This is a genomic window from Paenibacillus physcomitrellae, assembly GCF_002240225.1.
In the GTDB taxonomy this organism is placed as follows: domain Bacteria; phylum Bacillota; class Bacilli; order Paenibacillales; family Paenibacillaceae; genus Fontibacillus; species Fontibacillus physcomitrellae.
Map to the genome: position 1 here is coordinate 3,343,026 of NZ_CP022584.1, position 20,812 is coordinate 3,363,837.

A 20,812-nucleotide genomic window follows, 5' to 3' on the forward strand; every position below is an offset into this window, starting at 1 on the left:
TAGAGAATGGTTTCATTCTTTGGCCGGTTTTTTTTGTGGTCTGGTATTCTCTTGATTCGACCCGTTCATATTTCTATTGCCCGGATATGCGCATTAAGATACCATAAATAAAAACAACATAACGTCATAATGTTTAATTGAATCATAATTATTGAGGTGTTTATTTAGATTAATTAGTAAGCGCATCCACAAAGGCTAACCGCCTTGTCCTTAAGGTGTTGGCCCGATTTCTCTTCAAACGCAATTAACAAAATCCTTTTATTTCCCCTGCTGGTCTGACATTGGGTGTTAAGACGGGTGAGCTGCCTGTGTTGTAAAATGTGAAAAACAAAAAACGGGGTGGTCCGATGTGGTTCAGAAATTCATTAAAAAGCAAGCTGTCTGTTCTGCTGATTGCGGCTATCGTGTTTCCGCTTCTTGCCACCGGCATTGTCTCGTACCGCATCGCTACGAATTTGACGGAGAAAATCGAAAAGCAGTCCGGGATGAACACACTCCAGCAAATTTCGGACAAGCTGGATTTCATCATCAATGATGCGGAGAACATGTCGGTCTTTATCATCGGCCAGAAAAACATCCAATCCTACCTCGGCAGCGACCGGTCAGACATCTCGTTATATTCGCAAAACGTTGCTTTCCTGATGAACCTCGCTTCCTCCAAAACCTATATTTCGAACATTACGATCACCTCCAACCGGGGGTTCCCGGCGTTGTCCAACACGACGATTATCCGTTCCGGCCTGCCGGAGGTTATGCGGGCTAACGAAGGGAAATATAACCCGGCTGTAAAATGGTGGACCCCGCTGTATGAGAACCAGACGACGGACAATGGAATCAAGCAGGTATTTACGCTGGTTCGGCCGATTCGCAGCACCGACAAATTTCAGAACTACGGGGAGCTTGCGATCAGCATTGACGCCCGGGAGGTGCAGCACATGCTCGAGAACGCTGCCTGGAATGAAAGCGGGCATCTGTGGCTGACCAACGAAGAGAATCGGGTGATGGTCTCCCAGAAAGGCGAAGGATTGAATCAGCTCTTGGGGACCAAGATTTCGAATCTGGGTACTCTTGCGGACTCCGAAGGGGTCGAGAACGTCAAGCTGGACGAGGAGAGCAGCACCTTGCTTTATTACACAATCCCCAGTTTGGGCTGGAAGCTGGTCGGCGTCATTCCCACCCACATCTATACAGCGCAAAACCAATACGTGCTGACGATTACGGCTTGGGCTATTGGCATTTCCGGGCTGTTTGCCGGCCTGCTGGTGCTTTATTTCATTACCTGGGTGACCCGGCCGCTCATCAAGGTGGCGCGAAAGCTGAACAAGATCGATCCGGACGAGCCGATCCGCCCGTTCGAGGTCAAAACCATGGACGAAATCGGCATGCTCCTGCGCAGCTACAACCGGCTGAGCGACCGTATCCAGCGGCTCAAGAGTCAGCTGCAGCTGAATGCAGCCAAGAAAAAGGAGGCGGACATCGAGGCCCTACAGGCTCAAATTAATCCGCATTTTCTGTACAACACGCTCTCATCCATCCATTGGATCGCTTTGATGAATAAACAAAAGCCGATTGCGGAAATGGTCGGGGCGCTCACTGATTTCCTCAGGTTCAGCCTGAATGATGGAAGGGAATTCTGCACGGTCGGCCAGGAGGTTGCCCACGCCCAAAATTACGTACGCATTATGTCCAAACGGTTTCAGGATAAATTTGAGGCAAGCTTCTTCATCGACCCGGCGATGCAGGACCAAACGATGCTGAAGCTTCTCCTGCAGCCTTTGATTGAGAACAGCATCATGCACGGGATTCAGAAGAAGAAGGAGAAAGGCAGCATCCTGGTGCAGGGAGAGCTTCGCCCGGGAGGGATGACTTTTGTCGTTCAGGATACGGGCATCGGCATGGAAGAAGCGAAGCTTGAAGAGATCAAACGGGAGCTGCAGATCGAGAAAGAAAGTGTGGAGGACCCTGATGAAGCGGCAAAGGATTCAGGTGAAGCCGAAAAATCCGGATACGGTTTAGGCAGCGTCCACCGCCGATTGATGCTGCACTACGGAAGCGAAACCGGACTTCAGATCGAAAGCGAGCCAGGCAACGGCACGCGAATATCCTTTACTATACCTTTACTGGAGGGATCCGTATGAACATTATGATCATAGATGACGAGGTTATCATTCGGACGGGGCTTTGTACCGTCATCGACTGGGCCGAACTGGGCATGAACCTGCTTCCGCCCGCGGAATCGGCAGAGGAGGCGCTCGGGCGGCTCCTTTCGGAGCGTCCGGACATCGTACTTACCGATATCCGGATGGCCGGTATGGACGGCATTCAGCTGGCCAAGGAAATCAGGGAGAAGCTGCCGGATGCCGAAGTTATCATTCTCACCGGCTACGACGATTTCAGATTTGCCCAGCGGGCCCTCCGGCAGGGTGTAACTGACTATTTGCTGAAGACAAGCGATCCTGAGGAAATTATTAAATCCGTGATGAAAGCCAAACAGAATCTTCAGATGAAATGGGAACTGAAGAAGCAGGGCGATGTTCAGGCGGCTGCGCTGCGAAAGCAGCATTTTGAGTCATGGCTGACCGGAGGCGGGAACGGGAGCGGAAATGGAGATACGGGTGGTCTGGCTTATAAGTCGGTCAGCGAATGGCTGCAGCAGGCCGGGATCCATCTGGCAGCGTCCGCCGGCCGCCCCCACGGTATGCGCGTCCTGCTGATCAGCGCCTCAGGATGGGGGCATGACCGCTTCTCAGGGGTCATGCTTGGAGCGGCCGAAAGCAAGCTGTCCGAGCTGCTCCCCGGCATATCGCTGCTAAGGAATAACAGGATCATTGCTGTAGTTGGCGTGACACCGGGATGGCCGGGGACCCGGCAGCTTGAGAAGGCAGTCAGCCGGATCAAGGATACACTAAGGTGCGATATTTTTGCCGCTGCCGGAAATGAGGTCCGCTTGGTAGAGGAACTGCGCCGTTCCTATGAGGAAGCACAGAAGGTATACGGCTATCGGATTGTGTTCGGCGATAAGGGGCTGTTTGAGCTGAAGGATGTGGAAGACCGCCAGGGCGGAAGAGCCGTCTGCTCGGAGAAGGAGGAAAGCGAGTTGTCTTCGCTCCTGATGAACAACAATGCCAGCCAGCTCCATGACTGGACTGCAGCGCTCGTTAGGGAACGGCTGGAGGATTCTGAAACGACCCCGACTTCTCTGCAGGCGTTCCTTCAATCCATTGTGATCGGGGCCCATCGCTGGCTGGACAGGGCAAAGGAGACGGCCTCGGCTTCACAGTTGTCAACGGGGCTGACGGGCGCAGCAGCGACGCCGGCTATTTCATTTGAGCCGGGGGTCGTGCTTGAAGATGAACTGTTTAAGCTGCTGCTGTCAGTGATGAATGAGTTCCACCAGCTGGCCGCTGATGGCAGGCATTCTTACATCTACCGGGCCATTGCCTATATTCGCAATCATCTCGGCGAACATTTGACCCTGCAGCAGGTGGCGGGTTTCGTACACTTGAATGCCAATCATTTCAGCGAGGTCTTCAAACGGGAAACAGGACAGGGATTCAGCGAGTTTGTGATTCGGGAGCGAATGCAGCTTGCAGCGAACATTCTGCTGACTACGCAGAAGAAAGTCAGCGAGGTAGCGGGGGAAGCGGGTTACGAAGACATCAAATATTTCAGCCAGCAGTTCAAGAAAATGATGGGATGTACCCCAACGGAATATCGGCAGCTTTCCACGGAGTGACGGTGCCTAGATCTCATATCAACCTGCCAGACTTAACCCTTCAAACTCCAATAGATCTAACATAAACCTAACGCCAAATAAACAGGTTTGTAAGCAAATAGCTCCGGAGGGGGTCTGATTTACGAACAATTATCTGACATGAACCCCATAAACCGAATTTTATCTACCCTCCGACTGAAGATCATCTCCTTACTGCTCACCTCCCGAAATCTTATACTTGTAACCATAAATGGAACCAAAGGAGGGGTCTTAAATGGCAAAGCAAAAACCAATCGCAATTCTCGCTCTGTTACTTTCGTTCACTTTGCTGCTCGCGGCTTGCGGCCAGGGGGGAGATAACACGGCGGCCACCAGCGCGGCCGGATCGGAGGGCTCCAAGGCAACAGGGGAGAAAATCAAGCTGTCCATCTGGCATAACTTCTCCGGGGATGATTTGAGAGCCAAGGTCGTACGGGCACAGATCGACAAGTTTAAAACCGAACACCCCGAGGTTGAACTGGATGAGCAGGCGATTCCGCCGGACGGATACCGTCAGCGTTTGAAGACGGTGGCTGCCGCCAACGAAATGCCGGATGTCTTCTTCGTGCAATCGGGCACATCGATCAAAGAATTTTACGATGGCGGTTTGATTCAGCCGATCACCCCTGTGCTGGATGAGCATCCGGATTGGAAAGACAACTTTATTGCCGGCTCGCTCGACACGCTTTCCTTTGAGGGCCAGGTGTACGCCACGCCGCTGAGCGGCTCAGCCACTTCCTTCCTGTTCTACAACAAGTCCTTGTTTGAGAAATACGGCGTTAAGGTTCCTACCACTTGGGACGAGATGATGACGGCGGTCAAAACGTTCAACGACAACAAAATCACGCCGATTTCGCTGGGGAATAAAGCCTCCTGGCTGGCGCAGTCCAGCATCCTCTCCTCGCTTGCGGACCGGGTGACCGGTACGGACTGGTTCTTGAAAGCCGTGAATCAGGACGGGGCGAAGTTCACCGATCCCGAATTCGTGCAGGCACTGCAATATTTCAAAGACCTGGCGGATGCCAATGCGTTCCAAACCGGCTTTAACAGCCTGGATAACACCCAGATGGAGCAGTATTTTGCCGAGGGCAAAGCCGCAATGATGATCGACGGTTCATGGGCGCTGACGAATATGGCTGCGGCAGCAACCGAGGAGCAGCTCAGTCAGATCGACATCACCGTGCTTCCGTCCGTTCCCGGCGGCAAAGGGGATCCGAATTCGATGTCCGGCGGCTCCGGCGGCGGTCTGGCGCTCAGCAAATCCGTCTCAGGTGACAAGCTGAAAGCCGCTTTGGACCTGATCTATACGGTCAGCGGTCCGGAAGCGATGCAGGCCATCGCGGACAGCAACTCGATCGTCACCTACAAGGTTGAGCCGGATCAGTCCAAAGTTATGCCGCTGTTCTACAAGGCGTTTACGCTGTACAAATCACTCAGCCTTACTCCGGTATACGATGCTTATTTAACCTCTTCCGCGACCGACGCGGTGAACAACGGCCTGCAGGAAGTGTCCCTGGGCGGCGATCCGAAAGCGATCGCCCAGAAGATTCAGGACGCTCAGGCCAGAGATCTTGGCAAATAACCGGCCGTTCCTAAACTCATAGAACCAATTTCCGGACGATATCCGTTCCCGCCTTTCCAAGAGCGGGTATCGTCCATCCATGCATCTTTGAAAGGAGGCCGGTTATGGCGTTCGTGAACCGACTTAGAGGGTTTGTGGTGATCGGGCTGCTGCCCGCTCTCGTTTTGTACCTGGTTTTTGTGCTTGTGCCGATCGTCTGGTCGGTTTATTACGGATTTTATGACTGGAAAGGCATTGGCGCAGCCAGCTTTACCGGTTTGGACAACTATGCGGAGGCCCTCCGCGACCCGATTTTCTGGCGGGCGTTGAAGAACAACCTGATCATCGTGGCCGCCTCGATTCTGGGGCAGCTGCCGATCGCGCTCGTTCTATCCTTGATTCTCCGAAAAAGCACGCTGTTCCACCGCTTTGTCCGCTCGGCCGTTTTTATGCCTATGGTTGTCTCCACCGTTGTCATCGGCATGATCTGGGGATATATCTATCACCCTCAAATCGGTATCTTAAATGTCATTTTGCAAAATATCGGGCTAGGCTCCTGGATCCGTGACTGGCTGGGGGATGCCCGCATCAATATGTATTCGGTCAGCGCTCCGGTCATTTGGGCCAACATCGGCCCTTATCTGATTATCTTTATCTCGGCGATTCAGAACATCCCGTCCGAAATGGAGGATGCCGCCAAACTTGACGGCGCCGTCCGGGCCAAATGGCTGTATCTCATCGTCATTCCGATGATCTGGGATACGATCAAGGTCGCCATCGTACTCTGCATTTCCGGCAGTTTGAAAGCCTTTGACCTGATTTATATTATGACGGGCGGCGGTCCGGCCCAGTCGACCGAGCTGCTCGCCACTTACATGTACAATAATACGTTTGAAGTTTTCCGTTACGGCTACGGCTCCGCCGTTTCCTCGCTGATCATCGTCATCAGCCTCATTCTCGTGCTCGGCAGCCAGCTGCTGATGAGAAAGAGAGGGATATAATGAATCTGATTTCACCGGAATCCCTGACAGAGAAAACATTCCGCAGACCCTTGTCCACCCGGCGCAGGAAATCCGGCTGGCTGTGGGGATTGGATACGGCGCTGCTGGTTTATGCCCTGGCGACGATTTACCCTCTGCTGTGGCTGTTTATCAGCTCCTTCAAGTCTGTGCGCGACTTCTCGGCCAATCCGTTTGCCCTGCCTTCGGTCTGGCAGTTTGAAAATTATACGCGGGCCTGGGAAATTGCCGGTATCGGAAGGGCATTTGCCAACTCAGTTATCGTCACGCTCGGTTCGCTTGCGCTGACGCTGATTCTCGGGACGCTTACCGGCTACATTTTGTCACGGCTGGACTTCCGGTTTAAGGGTGTAATTATGGGTTTGTTTGTACTGGGCATGCTGATTCCGATCCACAGCACGCTGGTACCGCTGTTTATCATGATGAAGAACCTGCATATTCTGGACACCTATGCTTCGCTGATTCTGCCTTATGCGGCGTTCGAGCTGCCTGTGGCGATCTTTATCGTGGCGGCCTATTTAACCTCCGTGCCCAAAGAGCTGGAAGAAGCGGCGATGATCGACGGCAACGGATATTGGGGGATTTTCTGCCGGATCATTATGCCGCTGGCGGTTCCGGCCATGGCGACGATCTCGATTTTGGGTTTTCTGCGCTTCTGGAACGATTTCGCTTTTGCGCTCGTGTTTATCAATGACCAGTCCTTAAAAACGCTGCCGCTCAGCTTGTCCATCTTCTCCGACGGCTATGGCACGGATTACAGCCTGACGATGGCCGCGATGTCGATTGCGGTAATTCCAACGGTGATTGTGTACCTGATCTTCCAGGAGCAGATCATGAAAGGTATGGTTGCGGGAGCGGTTAAAGGTTAAGGGCTAAGCTAATTTATTTTGGTAAAAAAAGAGACCGGAAACGGTGCGCCGATTGGCGGCCATTTCCGGTTTGTTTTTCGTTAACGGCTCGTGAACGGCTAAATGAGGAGCTTATCTCCCGCTCCCGCCCGAATCCCCGCCGCTCAGCTTCTCCTGAGCCTGGCGAATCATTTCGCGGACCATCGAGCCGCCGATGGCGCCGCCGATTTTCCCGGCCTGCTCGGCCGTCAGATCGCCGTTATCGCCATGCTTGAGCGGTACACCGAGCGACTGGGCCACTTCATATTTGACGTCATCCGGCTGCTCGGGGTTCACTTTGTAGCCTTCCTGGCGCATGGCCTCCGTCTTAAAATGCTGAAGTGCCCGGTCTGCACCCGGTCCTCTGCCTGATCTTCTTCTAGCCATATCGAATCAGCCTCCTTTAACTTGAGGGAATCCGGTCTTAGAATGCCCTGATTTCAGGGGTTTATGTTCAGGTGGGGGAACAGCCCGTTTTTGCCTGTTTTTACATTGAAGCGGCCTCGGACATCTGCCATAATAATGAAATTAAGGTTTATGGATCAATGATGGACGAACACAGAGGGGGCTTTTGTTTCATGAAAGGGATTATTACTGTGCTCGGCAAGGATAAGGTAGGCATTATCGCTAAAGTCTGCACGTACCTGGCCGAACAGAATGTCAACATTCTGGATATCTCGCAGACGATTATTCAGGGTTATTTCAATATGATGATGATCGTCGATATTACGGCTCCGGCCAAAAGCTTTGAGGCGCTGATTGAAGATCTGCAGAAGCTTGGGGCGGAGCTGGGCGTGGAGATCAAACTCCAGCATGAGGATATTTTCAATACGATGCACCGGATTTAAGCGGCCTGACAAGCTAATAATGGCAGATCGGGTTTGGACACAGTAACAGCAATTTGCAGGCACGGGAGGAAGGAATACGATGATTACGCTTGGAGAAGTGCAGGAAACGAATAAAATGATCCGGGAAATGAACCTCGACGTGCGCACGATTACGATGGGCATCAGTCTGATGGACTGTGCGCATTCGGATTTGGCGGTATTTAACCTGAATATTTACGATAAAATTACCCGTCTGGCCGAGAAGCTGGTCAAAACGGGCGAAGATCTGGAGCGCCAGTTCGGCATTCCGATCATTAACAAACGCGTATCGGTTACCCCGATTTCGATTGCGGCCGGCGGCCTCAAAACCGACTCTTACGTGCCTGTTGCCGAAACGCTGGAGAAAGCAGCCAAAGAGATCGGCGTCAATTTTATCGGCGGGTTCTCCGCTTTGGTGCATAAAGGATTTACGGAAGGCGACCGCAAGCTGATCGAAAGCATTCCGGAAGCCTTGTCCGTCACGGAGCGCATCTGCGCATCGGTCAACATCGGATCTTCGCGCAGCGGCATCAACATGGATGCGGTGAAGCTGATGGGCGGCATCGTCAAGAAGACGGCTGAGCTGACCGCGGACCGCGATTCGGCGGGCTGCTCCAAGCTGGTTGTCTTCTGCAATGCGGTAGAGGACAACCCGTTTATGGCGGGCGCTTTCCACGGAGTTGGCGAGCCGGAGTGCGTGATCAACGTTGGCGTCAGCGGACCGGGCGTGGTCAAGCGGGCTTTGGAGGAAGTGAAGACCAGCGACTTCGAAACGCTCTGCGAGACGATTAAACGGACAGCGTTTAAAGTGACGCGGGTCGGCCAGCTGGTCGCCCAGGAAACGTCGAAACGCCTCGGCGTGCCGTTTGGCATCGTCGATCTGTCGCTGGCTCCGACGCCGGAAATCGGCGACTCGATTGCGGAGATTTTCCAGGTGATGGGCTTGGAGGAAGCTGGTGCTCCGGGAACGACGGCGGCTTTGGCGATCCTGAACGACAACGTGAAAAAAGGCGGCGTGATGGCGTCTTCCTACGTCGGCGGCCTCAGCGGCGCTTTTATCCCGGTCAGCGAAGACCACGGCATGATTCAGGCCGTACAGAAAGGCGCGCTGACGCTTGAAAAATTGGAAGCCATGACCTGCGTCTGCTCGGTCGGCCTCGATATGATCGCGATCCCCGGAGACACGAGCGCCGCGACCCTGTCGGGCATCATCGCCGACGAAGCGGCCATCGGCATGGTCAATAACAAAACGACGGCCGTCCGCATTATTCCGGTCGTCGGCAAAGGCGTCGGCGAAATCGCCGAATTCGGCGGACTGCTCGGCTATGCGCCGGTTATGCCGGTAAACAGCTTCAGCTGCGCCAGCTTCATTGACCGCGGCGGACGGATTCCGGCGCCTATCCACAGCTTCAAGAACTGACCCTCAAAAGATTAGGTATGAAAGATAGGGTACGTAAGATCAGGTGTGAAGAAACGACAAGAAAGCCGCTTCTGTTGCCGAAGCGGCCTTCTTGTGTAAGGGATGTCCGTTTGTATGAGATCGCGGGACTTCCTACAGGACGCCTTTTTCCTTCTTGAACGCCTCGGCAAACTCGCCCAGATCCGGTCTGTCCCGGAAATTGATCGTATTGCCGTCGGGAAAGATCACGGCAAATTCATAAAGCATTTCATGTTTATCTATGGCATTTTTGCCTTCCGAAAACCCCAGCTCATTGATCGGGTGCCTGTGAAGCTCGCTGCCGTTTTGACCGTAAGTCACAAAATGGCCGTCGGCAATTTCATAACGCATGTTGTGAAGTTGAATTGATTTCTTCTCCATCGGAAAAACCCTCCAATCTGCAAAATAATCTCTATTACTATTTACCACGTTCAATAGATATAAACATAAATGGCGAAATCCTGACTTATTTCAAAAAACATGTCTTCAATCTCAATTTTAAAATAGGAAAATTAAGATTAGCGTCGAATCCTTGTTAGGAATGCTTAATTCCTTATAGGACAACATTTACCCGTATATACACGGTTAGGTTATATTTAACCATTTTTAACAACTTTGCTATCGCATAACGGACAAGGAGAGGAAGTGTATCGTGAAGGACCAGACCAGGTATTCTCGACTTGCGAATATAACCAAGATGATCAACACCAAGCTGGAGCTCCGGGAGATGCTGCAGTATGTTACAACAGCTATATCGGAAGAGATCGTACAATGCGATTCCGTCGGGATCTATTTGCCGGAAGAGGACGGAAGCTTCAGAGGGTATGTAGGCAAGCCTGAGCTGATTAACGGCATGTCGCTTGATATGCACGTCATTGATACGAACTATGATCTGCTTGCCAAAGAGGTCATCGAAACGCAGAAAGTGATTTATATTCCGGATACCTCCGAGGACAGCCGTCCCGACCCGCGGGCGGTACAGGGGTTTCAGATCAAATCGCTGCTGGCGCTGCCGATCAGTTACGAGCAAGAGCTGTACGGACTTGTCTTCCTGTTTGACTACGGCAGCCCTATGAATTTAACCGAATCCGAGATTCAGAGCGTTGAAGCGTACGTGAATATGGCAGCGGTTGCGATCCGGAATGCCAAGAACCTGACCCACAAGGAGAACCTGCTCGCCGAGAAGCAGATGCTGCTCGATTTGACGCGTGACTTGTCGCTGTCCTCCAACATGCAGGAGGTGCTCGACAACTGTTTTTCCTATGTAGGCAGAGTACTCAAAAATTTCAACCCGGCCGTTCATCTGGTTGACCCGCTCGCCGAGCGGTCCATCCTGCCGGTCCGGTTAAGCAAGGACAGCGACTGGACGCAGGAAGACTGGATGGCTACCCATCAGGCGGTCCAGTTCGATATGAGTAACGATGCGCTGTTTCAGGAAGTGATGCGCACCAAGAAAGCCCTGCTTGTCTACGACGTCATGCAGGACGAGCGTCCCAACCATGAAATGTGCAGGAAGTTTGGCATCACGGCTATGTACCTGTTCCCGCTGATCTCCATGGGCGAAGTGCTCGGCGTCATCGCCGTGGTGGACTTCGAGAAGAAGGAGCGGGTTTATTCGGATGCCGACATCCAGCTGGCGCAGTCTATTGTAGATGCCACGGCATCCACCATCTCCAATCTGCTCTACCGGGAGAAGCAGGAAGTAATCATTGAGGACCGCACGATGGAGGTCCGCGCCAAGAACAAGGAGCTGGAAATGGTGGTCACCGAGCTTCGCCAGATCAGCCGCGAGCGCGAACTGATTCTGAACTCGGCGGGCGAGGGGATTTTTGGCCTTGATCTGGAAGGCAATATCACCTTCTGCAACCCGGCGGCTGAGAATATGCTCGGATTTGAGAAAGACGAGCTGATCGGCCAGTGTTACCATTTGATTTTTGGAGGGAAGAATCTCGACCTGCTCAAATTCTCAGCCTCGGCTAATCGCAGCTGGAACAACTTCCATCTGGAGGAATCGTTCTTCCGCAAAGACGGCACGGAGCTTCCGGTCGAATATGTTATTTCCTCCATCCATGAGGGCGACCGGATCGTCGGCGATGTAGTGACCTTCAAGGACATTACGCAGAGAAGGCAGATGGAGGAGGAAATCCGCTATCACGCTTATTTCGACAGTGTTACCGATTTGCCGAACCGCGTGCTGCTGAAGGACCGGCTGAACCAGGGCATTACTTATGCCCAGGTCGACGGGGGCAAGCTGGCGCTGCTGTATCTGGATTTGGACCGCTTTAAGCTTCTCAATGATACGCTTGGACATACTTCCGGGGATCATCTGCTCCGGGAAGTCGCCCTGCGGCTCAGCTCCTGCGTGCCCAAGAATGCCACCGTCTCCCGTCAGGGGGGTGACGAATTTACGGTGTTCCTGCCGGATACCGGAGGCAAGCGGGAGGTGCTCCGCATCGTCAACCAGGTGATCACTGCCTTCTCCAAACCTTTTTATTTGGGGGAGAACGAGATTTTTATTACGGCCAGCGTTGGAATCAGTATGTTCCCGGAGAATGGCGAAAGCAGCGAAGAGCTGATCAAGAACGCCGACACGGCCATGTACAAAGCGAAGGAAATGTCCGGGAACAGCTATCACTTCTTCAGCACCGGCATGGATACGCGTGCGTTCGAAATCGTTAAATATGAGAATGCGCTGTACAAGGCGCTGGACAATAACGAAATCGAAATTTACTACCAGCCGCAAATCGACTATCGGGATCGGACTCTTGTCGGGGTCGAGGCGCTGGTCCGCTGGAATCATCCGACGGAAGGGCTGATCTCGCCTGATGACTTTATTCCGATTGCCGAAGAAACGGGCCTGATTATCCCGATCGGGGAATGGGTGCTCAAGAATGCCTGCAAGCAGCTAAAGAAATGGCATGATATGGGCGGCCCGCCGATCAGCGTGTCCGTTAATCTGTCCGTCCGTCAATTTGAGCAGAACAACCTGTTCTCGACCGTCAAGAGCATTTTGAAGAAGATCAATTTGTGCCCGAGTTATTTGCATCTGGAGCTGACCGAGAACCAAATTATCAAGAACACCGAAATTACACTGAAGACGATGGAGCAGCTGCTGGACCTTGGTGTGAAGATCGCCATTGATGACTTCGGCACCGGTTATTCCTCGCTTGGTTATTTGAAGAACTTCCCGATCAGCACGCTCAAGATCGACAAATCCTTTGTTCAGGACCTGGGAAAAAGCGATGTAACCGCCATTACGAATACCATTATTACGCTGGCTCAAAACCTGAATCTGAGCGTGATTGCAGAAGGAGTAGAAACCTTGGAGCAGGCCGAGTTCCTGTCCGCCCGGGACTGCTTCCTGATGCAGGGCTATTATTTCGGCAGTCCGATGACAGCGGACAAAATCGCCCGTGATTATTTGACTCTTTCCCCGGCTGAGAAGGGGATCTCATATTAAATTCCAACTATCTGGAGGCTAAGAAACGATTATGAAAGCAGCTCGTTATGTACTGGAGTATTTGAAGAACAGTGGAGTAAAATATATTTTTGGCATTCCGGCCGGGTCGGTCAACGTGATCTTTGACGAGCTTTACGATATGCCTGAGATTACGCCGATCATAACCAAACATGAAGGGGCGGCTTCCTATATGGCGGCTGCTTATGCCAAATATGCGAACAAGCTCAGCGTTTGCATCGGCTGCAGCGGCCCAGGCGGCACCAATCTGGTGACCGGAGCGGCCAACGCGATGCGCGAGCATCTGCCGGTGCTCTTCATCACCGGGGCCGTGCCAATGAACACGGTGGGATTGAACGCTTCGCAGGAGCTGGATGCGGCGCCGATCTTTGCGCCGGTTACCAAATACAGCGTCCGCGTCAGCGAGTCCAAAGATGTGCTGGCCGAAGTAGCCAAAGCGGTGGAAACCGCCGTATCCGGCGTACCGGGCCCGGTACACGTTGCGCTGCCGATTGATGTGCAGGCCGGACAGGTAGAGCATGCGGAGCTTCCGGCGCCTGCCGTCAGAACGCCGCTTGTGCCGGATGCGGACACGATCAAACGAGTAGCCGAAGAGCTGGTGAAGCGCAAGGACGGCATCATTATGGCCGGACAGGGCATTCGCGGTTCGGTTGACAAGCTGGTTGAACTGGCCGAGCTGCTGAACTGGCCGATCGTAACAACTCCGGTGGCGAAAGGATATCTGACGGAGGATCATCCGCTGAATGCCGGCGTGTTTGGTTTTGCCGGTCATGAATCCGCTTCGAACCTGATCAATACGGAAGTTCCTAACCAGACGCTGCTGGTGATTGGTTCGAGCCTGGGGGAAACGGCTACCAACAACTACAACGCCAATCTGAACAAAGGACGGTTCACCATACAAATGGACTTTGATCCGTCGGTGTTCGGCCGAAAATATCAGGTGGATATTCCGGTGCTGGGCGATATTAACCTCAGCCTGCTGTTCCTGATTGACGAGCTCCGCACCCTGGGTCTGGAGCAGAAGGGACAAAACGAGCTGCGGAAAGTGGAGAAGCCGGAGCCTTATGTACTGACGAAGGAATATAATACAAAAAATGTGTTCACGGCGCTGCAAACCGGTCTGCCGGTCAACACCCGGTACACGGTGGATATTGGCGAATTCATGTCTTACGTGATTCATTATATGCGTGTGGTAGACCGCCACAGCTTTGATATCAACGTGCATTTCGGCGCGATGGGCAGCGGCATCAGCTCTGCTATCGGCGCTAAGCTGGCCGATCCGGAGCGGCCGGTAGTCAGTCTGACGGGTGACGGCTGTTTCTTCATGCACGGCATGGAAGTGCTGACCGCCAAAGAATACAATCTGCCGATCCTGTTCGTCGTGATGAACAACGCCCGGCTCGGCATGGTTTACCACGGTCATAATCTGCAGTACAAACGCACGCACGCTTCGTTCGATCAGCAGGAGACGAATATTGCAGCGATGGCCGCGGCCATGGGACTGCCGAGCTTCCGGGTGAGCAGCCTGGAAGACTTGAACGATGAATTCCTGCAAGGTTTCGCTGATCTGAAAGGCCCAGCCGTGCTGGAAATCGCCTTGAAGGATGACAGCACCCCGCCAATGGGCGACCGCGTGAAGTTCCTGTCCTCGTTTGGGAAATAGGAGCAGGAGCTGTGCGAGCCGATTAGCGGTTGCGTTCGCAGAGCCGGGACTAGGCTCAAGGCTCAAGGTTAGCAAGTATCCAATAGAAACATGCATAATAGGCTAGGCCAAGCTAGGCCAAGCGCCAGGGAGTCTCCTGGCGCTTTTTCTTTTAGGGGGCAGTTGAGCTTCTTGTATACGGATAACATGCGGTAAAGGATAGGAGTGTGTAGTATGCTGGGCTAATTCCAGCACCAGTTGATTACATAACTCGTAATGTAATGTTATTTGACCTGAGGTTAATGAAAATTTCCTGTTTATTTGCGAAAAAGGCTTGACTGCACGTCAGGTTTGCCTAATAATAAGACTCATATTAAGCGTCTTTCATAGATACACCCAAAGTTGTGATAGGTTTTCTTACATGGAAGGGTGCGAGGATGATGATATGTGCCGGCGATTTTAAGCAGGAGATTCTGAGGATTTACAACGCGATAAACAAGAAAATGTTTAACGCCGGTGTGAAACAGCAGAAGGTCGATTTTGTCGGCAATAAGATCATTATTCTTTCAAAGAATGCCAGGGTGCCTGTTTTGAAGGTTCTCGATGAAAGCCATCGTCAAGCCACCCTCCAGCTGGATCATCTGCTCTTTCAGTTGTTAAAGCAGGAAATCAAGGAAGAATTGAGGAAGCAATTCCAATTGAATACCGTCACCGTGCTCAAAGACTACGATACAGAGACCGAATTATCCGGTACGATCATTGTTCTTGAGCGTGACGTCGAAGATTATCTGAATGAACTCCCGGAACTCCGATAGGAAGCAGCCTCAAGCCCGGACTTGATGTCTGATTTCTGGAGAGCTGGTTGATCGTCAGTTTGGAACCTGCCGCAGAGGTGCTATAGGCATTTTGCGTGCAGTGGACTGGACTGGCGATTTTTTATACTCATTTTTGGTATTTCAGAAAGAATTTCAAACTTATTTTCAGAGGAGGAGACAGGAATGACCCACAAAATCGAGATTAAGGGCGTCAGTAAATGGTTTCGCAGAAACGGAGAAAATATCGCCGCCATGCAGGAGACCAACCTGCAGATCGAAGCGGGGCGTTTCGTCAGCATTATCGGGCCAAGCGGGTGCGGCAAGTCCACTTTGTTCAACATCATCGCCGGTCTGATGCCGCCGTCTTCGGGGCAGGTATTGGCGGACGGCGAGAACATCGTCGGCAAAGCCGGCCATGTCGGTTACATGCTGCAAAAGGATATGCTGCTTCCGTGGCGGACGATTCTGGACAACATCATTTTGGGCATGGAGGTCAGGGGAGTCCCTTACAAGGAAGCCGCGAGCAGAGCGCTGCCCTTGATGGAGAAATACGGCCTCAAAGGGTTCGACAAGCATTACCCGAAGGAGCTGTCCGGCGGGATGCGCCAGCGGGCCGCGCTGCTGCGGACACTGCTGTACGACCGGGATATTATTTTGCTGGATGAGCCGTTTGGAGCTTTGGATGCTCAGACCCGCCTGACCATGCAGAACTGGCTGCTGCAAATTTGGGCCGATTTCGGTAAAACCGTCCTGTTCGTCACCCACGACATTGATGAAGCGATTTATCTGTCGGACGATATTTACGTCTTCTCCCCAAGGCCTGGACGGATCAAGTCCAAAATCACAGTTACGATGCCGCGGCCGCGCCATACCGAAGATATGACTTCCCCGGCGTTTATGGAACTCAAGCATCATCTGATGGATCTGCTATCGGCCGGTCACGAGGATGCGGAGCATATTTCATAAGGATGGACCGTGGATTGTTAAACAGGATTTGTATAACGAACAAGAGGAGGAATTAAGATGGAAACCGCACGTCAAGAAGCTTTTGTCATTCATACGGTTAAAGCTGTACCCCCGTCTGCTGAACCGGTGAAAACCTTGGAACCCTCACCTGCTCCACTGATCCTGGACGAGGAGGCTTTGGCCCGCAAAAGGTCGCGCCGGATCACGATCGGCCGCCTGCTGGTGGCTGTATTGATCTTTGTGGTTTGGGAGCTGTTCACCCGTTTCGGCTGGATCGACAAATATTATTGGAGTTCGCCGAGCGCCATCGTCAAAACGATGTGGACGGGTTTGACCCAAGGGACGCTGCTGGATGACATTGCTTATACCTCAGCTTCGACGGTCATTGGTTTTATTGCCGGTACGCTGTTTGGTTCTGCACTGGGCTTGTCCTTCTGGTGGTCCAGATCCTATGCCGGCATCAGTGAGCCGTATTTGATCATCCTTAACGCGCTGCCGAAGCTGGCCTTGGCTCCTGTCCTGGTGATCCTGCTCGGGATTGGCTTCTTCTCCAAGGTAGCGCTGGCTTTCTCGATGACGGTCGTCGTTTCGGCCCTCTCAGCTTACAGCGGTGTCAAAAGTGTCGATCCTGACATGGAAAAGCTCATGTACTCCCTGGGCTCCAAACGCCGCCAGGTGTTCGCCAAGGTGGTTGTTCCCTGGTCAATGCCGTGGATGATCAGCAGTCTGCGGATCAATATCGCCCTGGCGCTGGCCGGAGCCATCGTCGGCGAGTTCATCGCCTCCAGCAAAGGCGTCGGCCGGATGATCATGTATGCAGGTACGATCCTCGACATTAATCTGGTATGGGTGGGCGTCGTGGTGCTGTCGTTGTTGTCCATGGTCATGTATTGGGGAGTGGTTCTCCTCGAAAAATGGCTGGCCAAAGGCTTCGTGAAATAACCAGACGGCCTGCGGCTCTACTCAAAAACAAAAAAATCAAAAGGGATAGGGGAATCGGATATGAAGAGGAAAAAAAGAGTTGTACCGCTGCTGCTGCTTCTTGCAATAAGTATTGGGCTGTTGTCCGCCTGCGGCAACAAAGAGGCCGGGACAGCCGATGCCGCCGCTCCCGGGAATGGCAAGCTGAAGAAGATAGTCATCGCCGAGCCGCTTCATTCAACCGGCTATCTGCCGCTGTATTTGGCGCAGCGGGAAGGTTATTTTGCCAAACAAGGGCTGGATGTGGAAGTGATTCAGGCTGCGGGCGGCGCGCATATCACGGCAGTAGTCAGTGGTGATGCTTGGGGCGTCATCGGCGGCGTGGAATCCAATGCGCTGGGTAATAAAAACAGCTCCGACCCGATCGTTTCGGTTGTGAACGCGGTCAATCGCGCTAACGTATATCTGGTTGCCAAGAAAGGACTGGCTCCGGCAGGCGATTCACCGGAACAAATGAAAGAGTTCCTGAAAGGTAAGAAGATCGCGGCTGGCCGTCATGGCGGTACGCCAAACCTGCTGACCCGCTACTATCTGATCAGCCTGGGACTGGATCCGGAGAAGGACGTAACGCTGCTTGAGCCGGCGGATGCTTCAACCGTGGTGACTATGGTTCAGCAGGGCGCAGCCGACATTGCCAATGGCGCCGAACCTCAAATCAGCGATGGCGTAGCCAAAGGCGTATGGGATGAACCTTTTTACAAATTCCATGACCTTGGTGATTTCTCTTATTCCGTGCTCAGCGTCAAGAGATCCACGATTGAGAAGGACCCGGAGACGGTGCAAAAGTTCACGAATGCGATTCTGGAAGCCTTGAAGACTGTGCAGTCCGATAAAGAGCTGGCGACCAAAGACCTGAAAGCCGAATTCCCTACGCTGTCGGATGACGCGATTAAAGCCTCGATGGACCGGGCCTATGCGGATAACCTGTGGAGCCTGGACGGGCAGATTTCCGAAGCGGGCGTCAAGCAGGATATGGATGTAATGATCAAAACCGGGATCTATTCCGGAGATTACAGCTATGCGGATCTGGTGGATATGCAGTTTGTGAACCAAGCCAAATAAGAAATGGAATAATTCATATTAAATCCAATAACGAGGTGTGGGAACATGAAAACTTTGCAAGAGCTTGTAACGGAAAAGAAAGCCGCTGTTGTCATTGTTGATGTGCAAAATGATTACTGCCATCCGGAAGGTTCATTGGGCCAAAGGGGCGCCGATGTAAGCGGCGTAGCGGAGATGATGCCGAATCTGCACCGGCTGCTGGATAGTGCCAGAGCACACGAGGTGCCGCTGATCTTTATCCAGACCTTCCATGAGGACGCAACGGATTCGGAAGCCTGGAGAGAACGGTCCGCTGGCAAATCCTCCAGCGTGTGCCGCAAAGGCAGCTGGGGGGCGGAATTTTACGAGGTAGAGCCTGCGCCGGGAGAAATCGTTGTGAATAAACACCGTTACAGCGCTTTTATCAACACTAGACTCGATACGATATTGCGCACGCTTGGCATTGAGACGCTGATCATGACGGGCGTGAGCACCAATGTGTGCGTGGAATCGACGGCCCGGGACGGCTATATGCTGGACTACCATATTGTGATGCTGAAGGATGCCTGTGCTTCGTATTCCCGGGAGGCGCATGACATGACGATGACCAATATCAGCGGTTACTTCGGTACCGTCACCGACACGAGCGAGGTTATTCAATTATGGGATTACAGCCGGGAAACAGCCGCGCTGCGCTGATCCCCGGCCGGGAACTGGCTGAAGGTGAACAGGGAAGACGCTGGTTAACGCCGTATACCATCTGCCTGGGGGCCTTCCTGTCGAATCTGTCGGCCGGCATGTTCAACATCGCGCTGGTGGACATCTCCGGTGATTTCGGGGTCCAGCTGGCCTCCTCGCAGTGGGTGGTGACCGTTTACCTGCTGATGATAACGATCTGTTTGCCTGTAATGGGCAAGCTGGGCGATACGTTTGGCAAACAGAAGGTTCATAATACAGGTTATTTTCTCTTTATGCTGGGCGCGCTGCTTTGCGCTTTGGCGCCTTCCTTCAGCCTGCTCGTTGTCTTCCGGATTCTGCAGGGCTTCGGGGCATCGATGTATCAGGCGACGAACATGGCGCTGATCGTCTCTGTCTATCCGGAGCGCCAGCGCGGCAAGGCTTTGGGGCTGATCAGCACCTTCGTGGCCGCTGGCTCGATGACCGGGCCAAGTCTGGGCGGCTTCCTGATCGAGTGGTTCTCCTGGCGCACGAATTTCTGGCTGCTGGCTGCGGCGGCTTTGGGGGCCTGGCTTCTAGCCATGAAGTATATCCCCAAAGAACGTCGGTCCGGCCAGCAGAGCCTGGATTTCACGGGCGCAGCGCTGTTCGCTGCGGCGCTGACCGGTCTTGTGACAGCGCTTGGTCTGGGCGGAAGCTGGGGCTGGACTTCTCCGGCTGTGCTGCTGCTCCTGCTGCTGTTTCTGGCAGCGGCTGCCGGGTTTATGGTCTGGTGCCGGCCGGGGCGCTGGGGGGAGCGGAGGTGGAGGGGTGCTGGCGTTAGCGGCTCCCGGGATGGTCAAGCCCAAAACAAGGATAGCAGCTTGTCGGAGTCTCATGCTGATATGGTGGATTCTCGTACCCCTGTGGGCTCGGGTGCCTTTACTGACTCTAGTACCCTGGAGGGCTCCCATGCCCCTCTTTCACGGGCGTCTGCCCCGTTTCTGGATCTGGACCTGTTCCGCGACTTCCGCTCCAGCACCGGCATCCTGATTACGGTCGTCAGCTATATGTCCGCTTTCGCGGTGCAGCTGCTGATGCCGGTGTTCCTGCGGACGGAGCTTGGCATCAGCCCGGCAAGCACCGGGCTGATGATGATGGGCTATCCGCTGGCGCTGATTCTATCCGCGCCGATCAGCGGGAGCCGCTCGGACAAGCAGGGGCCGATTCCGCTGATGACCAGCGGACTTATCGTGATGGCCGCGGCGCTGGCCGTGCTGGGCGTGATGACGCCGTCTTTTCCGCCTTACGTAATCGTGGTCATGATTGTGCTGCTGGGCGCGGCCATGGGGATGATCTCTTCGCCGAACAACAGCCTGGTGATGAGCCGGGCGCCCAAGCAGCAGGCCGGACTGGTCAGCAGCATGCTGGCCTTGTCCCGGAACCTGGGCATGATGTTCGGCACGGCTGCGGCGGGTTCCCTGCTGGCCAGCGGGGCCGATGCAGGAAGCGGCGGGGGAGCCGCGCTGACGGCGTACCATACGGTTTTTTCCATGTGCGCACTGCTCGTAGTAGTGTTTCTGTCCCTGTTCCTGCTGGCCTCACGGCAAGCAAGGAGGAGACAGACTGAGGAGTCGCAGGCGGCGGGGCATTGAGGGAATGGGTGGACTGAAGATAGGAGTAAGTAGAGCGAAGGCAGTTGGATAG

Annotated in this window: 17 protein-coding genes; 15 read left to right on the plus strand and 2 right to left on the minus strand. The window is 53.5% G+C overall.

Annotated elements, in window-relative coordinates; all coding sequences use genetic code 11:
* The first annotated feature begins 320 nt into the window (after window positions 1–320).
* The 5 genes from CBE73_RS15130 (at window position 321) to CBE73_RS15150 (ending at window position 7,203) form a co-directional block, all read left to right on the plus strand.
* Window positions 321–2,138 (plus strand): cache domain-containing sensor histidine kinase, encoded by a 1,818-nt coding sequence (locus CBE73_RS15130; protein ID WP_244905496.1) that lies wholly within the window; start codon window positions 321–323, stop codon window positions 2,136–2,138.
* The gene (locus CBE73_RS15135; RefSeq protein ID WP_094094917.1) at window positions 2,135–3,736 is read left to right on the plus strand and encodes a response regulator; all 1,602 of its coding nucleotides are present in this window, start codon (window positions 2,135–2,137) and stop codon (window positions 3,734–3,736) included. Before CBE73_RS15130 ends, CBE73_RS15135 begins: the two co-directional genes overlap by 4 nt.
* Before the next feature lie 253 nt (window positions 3,737–3,989).
* Complete coding sequence (locus CBE73_RS15140) at window positions 3,990–5,336, plus strand: extracellular solute-binding protein (RefSeq protein ID WP_094094918.1); 1,347 nt, start codon at window positions 3,990–3,992, stop codon at window positions 5,334–5,336.
* A 104-nt stretch (window positions 5,337–5,440) separates the two neighbouring features.
* Window positions 5,441–6,316 (plus strand): carbohydrate ABC transporter permease, encoded by an 876-nt coding sequence (locus tag CBE73_RS15145; protein ID WP_094094919.1) that lies wholly within the window; start codon window positions 5,441–5,443, stop codon window positions 6,314–6,316.
* On the plus strand, window positions 6,316–7,203 hold the full coding sequence (locus tag CBE73_RS15150) for a carbohydrate ABC transporter permease (RefSeq protein ID WP_094094920.1): 888 nt from the start codon (window positions 6,316–6,318) through the stop codon (window positions 7,201–7,203). The genes CBE73_RS15145 and CBE73_RS15150 overlap by 1 nt, the downstream gene beginning before the upstream one ends.
* 111 nt (window positions 7,204–7,314) lie before the next feature.
* Here CBE73_RS15150 and CBE73_RS15155 read toward each other — a convergent pair whose 3' ends face one another.
* The gene (locus tag CBE73_RS15155; protein ID WP_094094921.1) at window positions 7,315–7,608 is read right to left on the minus strand and encodes a small, acid-soluble spore protein, alpha/beta type; all 294 of its coding nucleotides are present in this window, start codon (window positions 7,606–7,608) and stop codon (window positions 7,315–7,317) included.
* A gap of 191 nt (window positions 7,609–7,799) precedes the next feature.
* Here CBE73_RS15155 and CBE73_RS15160 point away from each other — a divergent pair, with 191 nt between their 5' ends.
* Both CBE73_RS15160 and CBE73_RS15165 read left to right on the plus strand, forming a co-directional pair.
* Window positions 7,800–8,069: an ACT domain-containing protein gene (locus tag CBE73_RS15160; protein ID WP_068700886.1), complete on the plus strand. Its 270-nt coding sequence runs from the start codon at window positions 7,800–7,802 to the stop codon at window positions 8,067–8,069.
* 79 nt (window positions 8,070–8,148) lie between these two features.
* On the plus strand, window positions 8,149–9,507 hold the full coding sequence (locus tag CBE73_RS15165) for a PFL family protein (RefSeq protein ID WP_094094922.1): 1,359 nt from the start codon (window positions 8,149–8,151) through the stop codon (window positions 9,505–9,507).
* 132 nt (window positions 9,508–9,639) lie between these two features.
* Here the strand turns inward: CBE73_RS15165 and CBE73_RS15170 are convergent, their stop codons facing one another.
* Window positions 9,640–9,906, minus strand: a complete 267-nt coding sequence (locus CBE73_RS15170; RefSeq protein WP_094094923.1) for a hypothetical protein — start codon at window positions 9,904–9,906, stop codon at window positions 9,640–9,642.
* A gap of 316 nt (window positions 9,907–10,222) precedes the next feature.
* On the opposite strand from CBE73_RS15170, the gene CBE73_RS15175 reads away from it, so the two are divergent.
* The 8 genes from CBE73_RS15175 (at window position 10,223) to CBE73_RS15210 (ending at window position 20,760) form a co-directional block, all read left to right on the plus strand.
* Entirely contained in the window at window positions 10,223–12,985 is a 2,763-nt protein-coding gene (locus CBE73_RS15175) for a bifunctional diguanylate cyclase/phosphodiesterase (protein WP_244905497.1), read from the plus strand.
* Between the two features lie 31 nt (window positions 12,986–13,016).
* On the plus strand, window positions 13,017–14,666 hold the full coding sequence (locus CBE73_RS15180) for a thiamine pyrophosphate-binding protein (protein WP_094094925.1): 1,650 nt from the start codon (window positions 13,017–13,019) through the stop codon (window positions 14,664–14,666).
* Window positions 14,667–15,082: 416 nt separating this feature from the next.
* The gene (locus tag CBE73_RS15185; RefSeq protein ID WP_229752601.1) at window positions 15,083–15,460 is read left to right on the plus strand and encodes a Na-translocating system protein MpsC family protein; all 378 of its coding nucleotides are present in this window, start codon (window positions 15,083–15,085) and stop codon (window positions 15,458–15,460) included.
* A gap of 183 nt (window positions 15,461–15,643) precedes the next feature.
* On the plus strand, window positions 15,644–16,426 hold the full coding sequence (locus CBE73_RS15190; RefSeq protein WP_094094926.1) for an ABC transporter ATP-binding protein: 783 nt from the start codon (window positions 15,644–15,646) through the stop codon (window positions 16,424–16,426).
* A gap of 57 nt (window positions 16,427–16,483) precedes the next feature.
* On the plus strand, window positions 16,484–17,368 hold the full coding sequence (locus tag CBE73_RS15195; RefSeq protein WP_094094927.1) for an ABC transporter permease: 885 nt from the start codon (window positions 16,484–16,486) through the stop codon (window positions 17,366–17,368).
* 60 nt (window positions 17,369–17,428) lie between these two features.
* On the plus strand, window positions 17,429–18,469 hold the full coding sequence (locus CBE73_RS15200; protein ID WP_094094928.1) for an ABC transporter substrate-binding protein: 1,041 nt from the start codon (window positions 17,429–17,431) through the stop codon (window positions 18,467–18,469).
* Between the two features lie 45 nt (window positions 18,470–18,514).
* Complete coding sequence (locus tag CBE73_RS15205; protein ID WP_094094929.1) at window positions 18,515–19,147, plus strand: cysteine hydrolase family protein; 633 nt, start codon at window positions 18,515–18,517, stop codon at window positions 19,145–19,147.
* Complete coding sequence (locus CBE73_RS15210) at window positions 19,111–20,760, plus strand: MFS transporter (protein ID WP_094094930.1); 1,650 nt, start codon at window positions 19,111–19,113, stop codon at window positions 20,758–20,760. Before CBE73_RS15205 ends, CBE73_RS15210 begins: the two co-directional genes overlap by 37 nt.
* Window positions 20,761–20,812 lie beyond the last annotated feature (52 nt).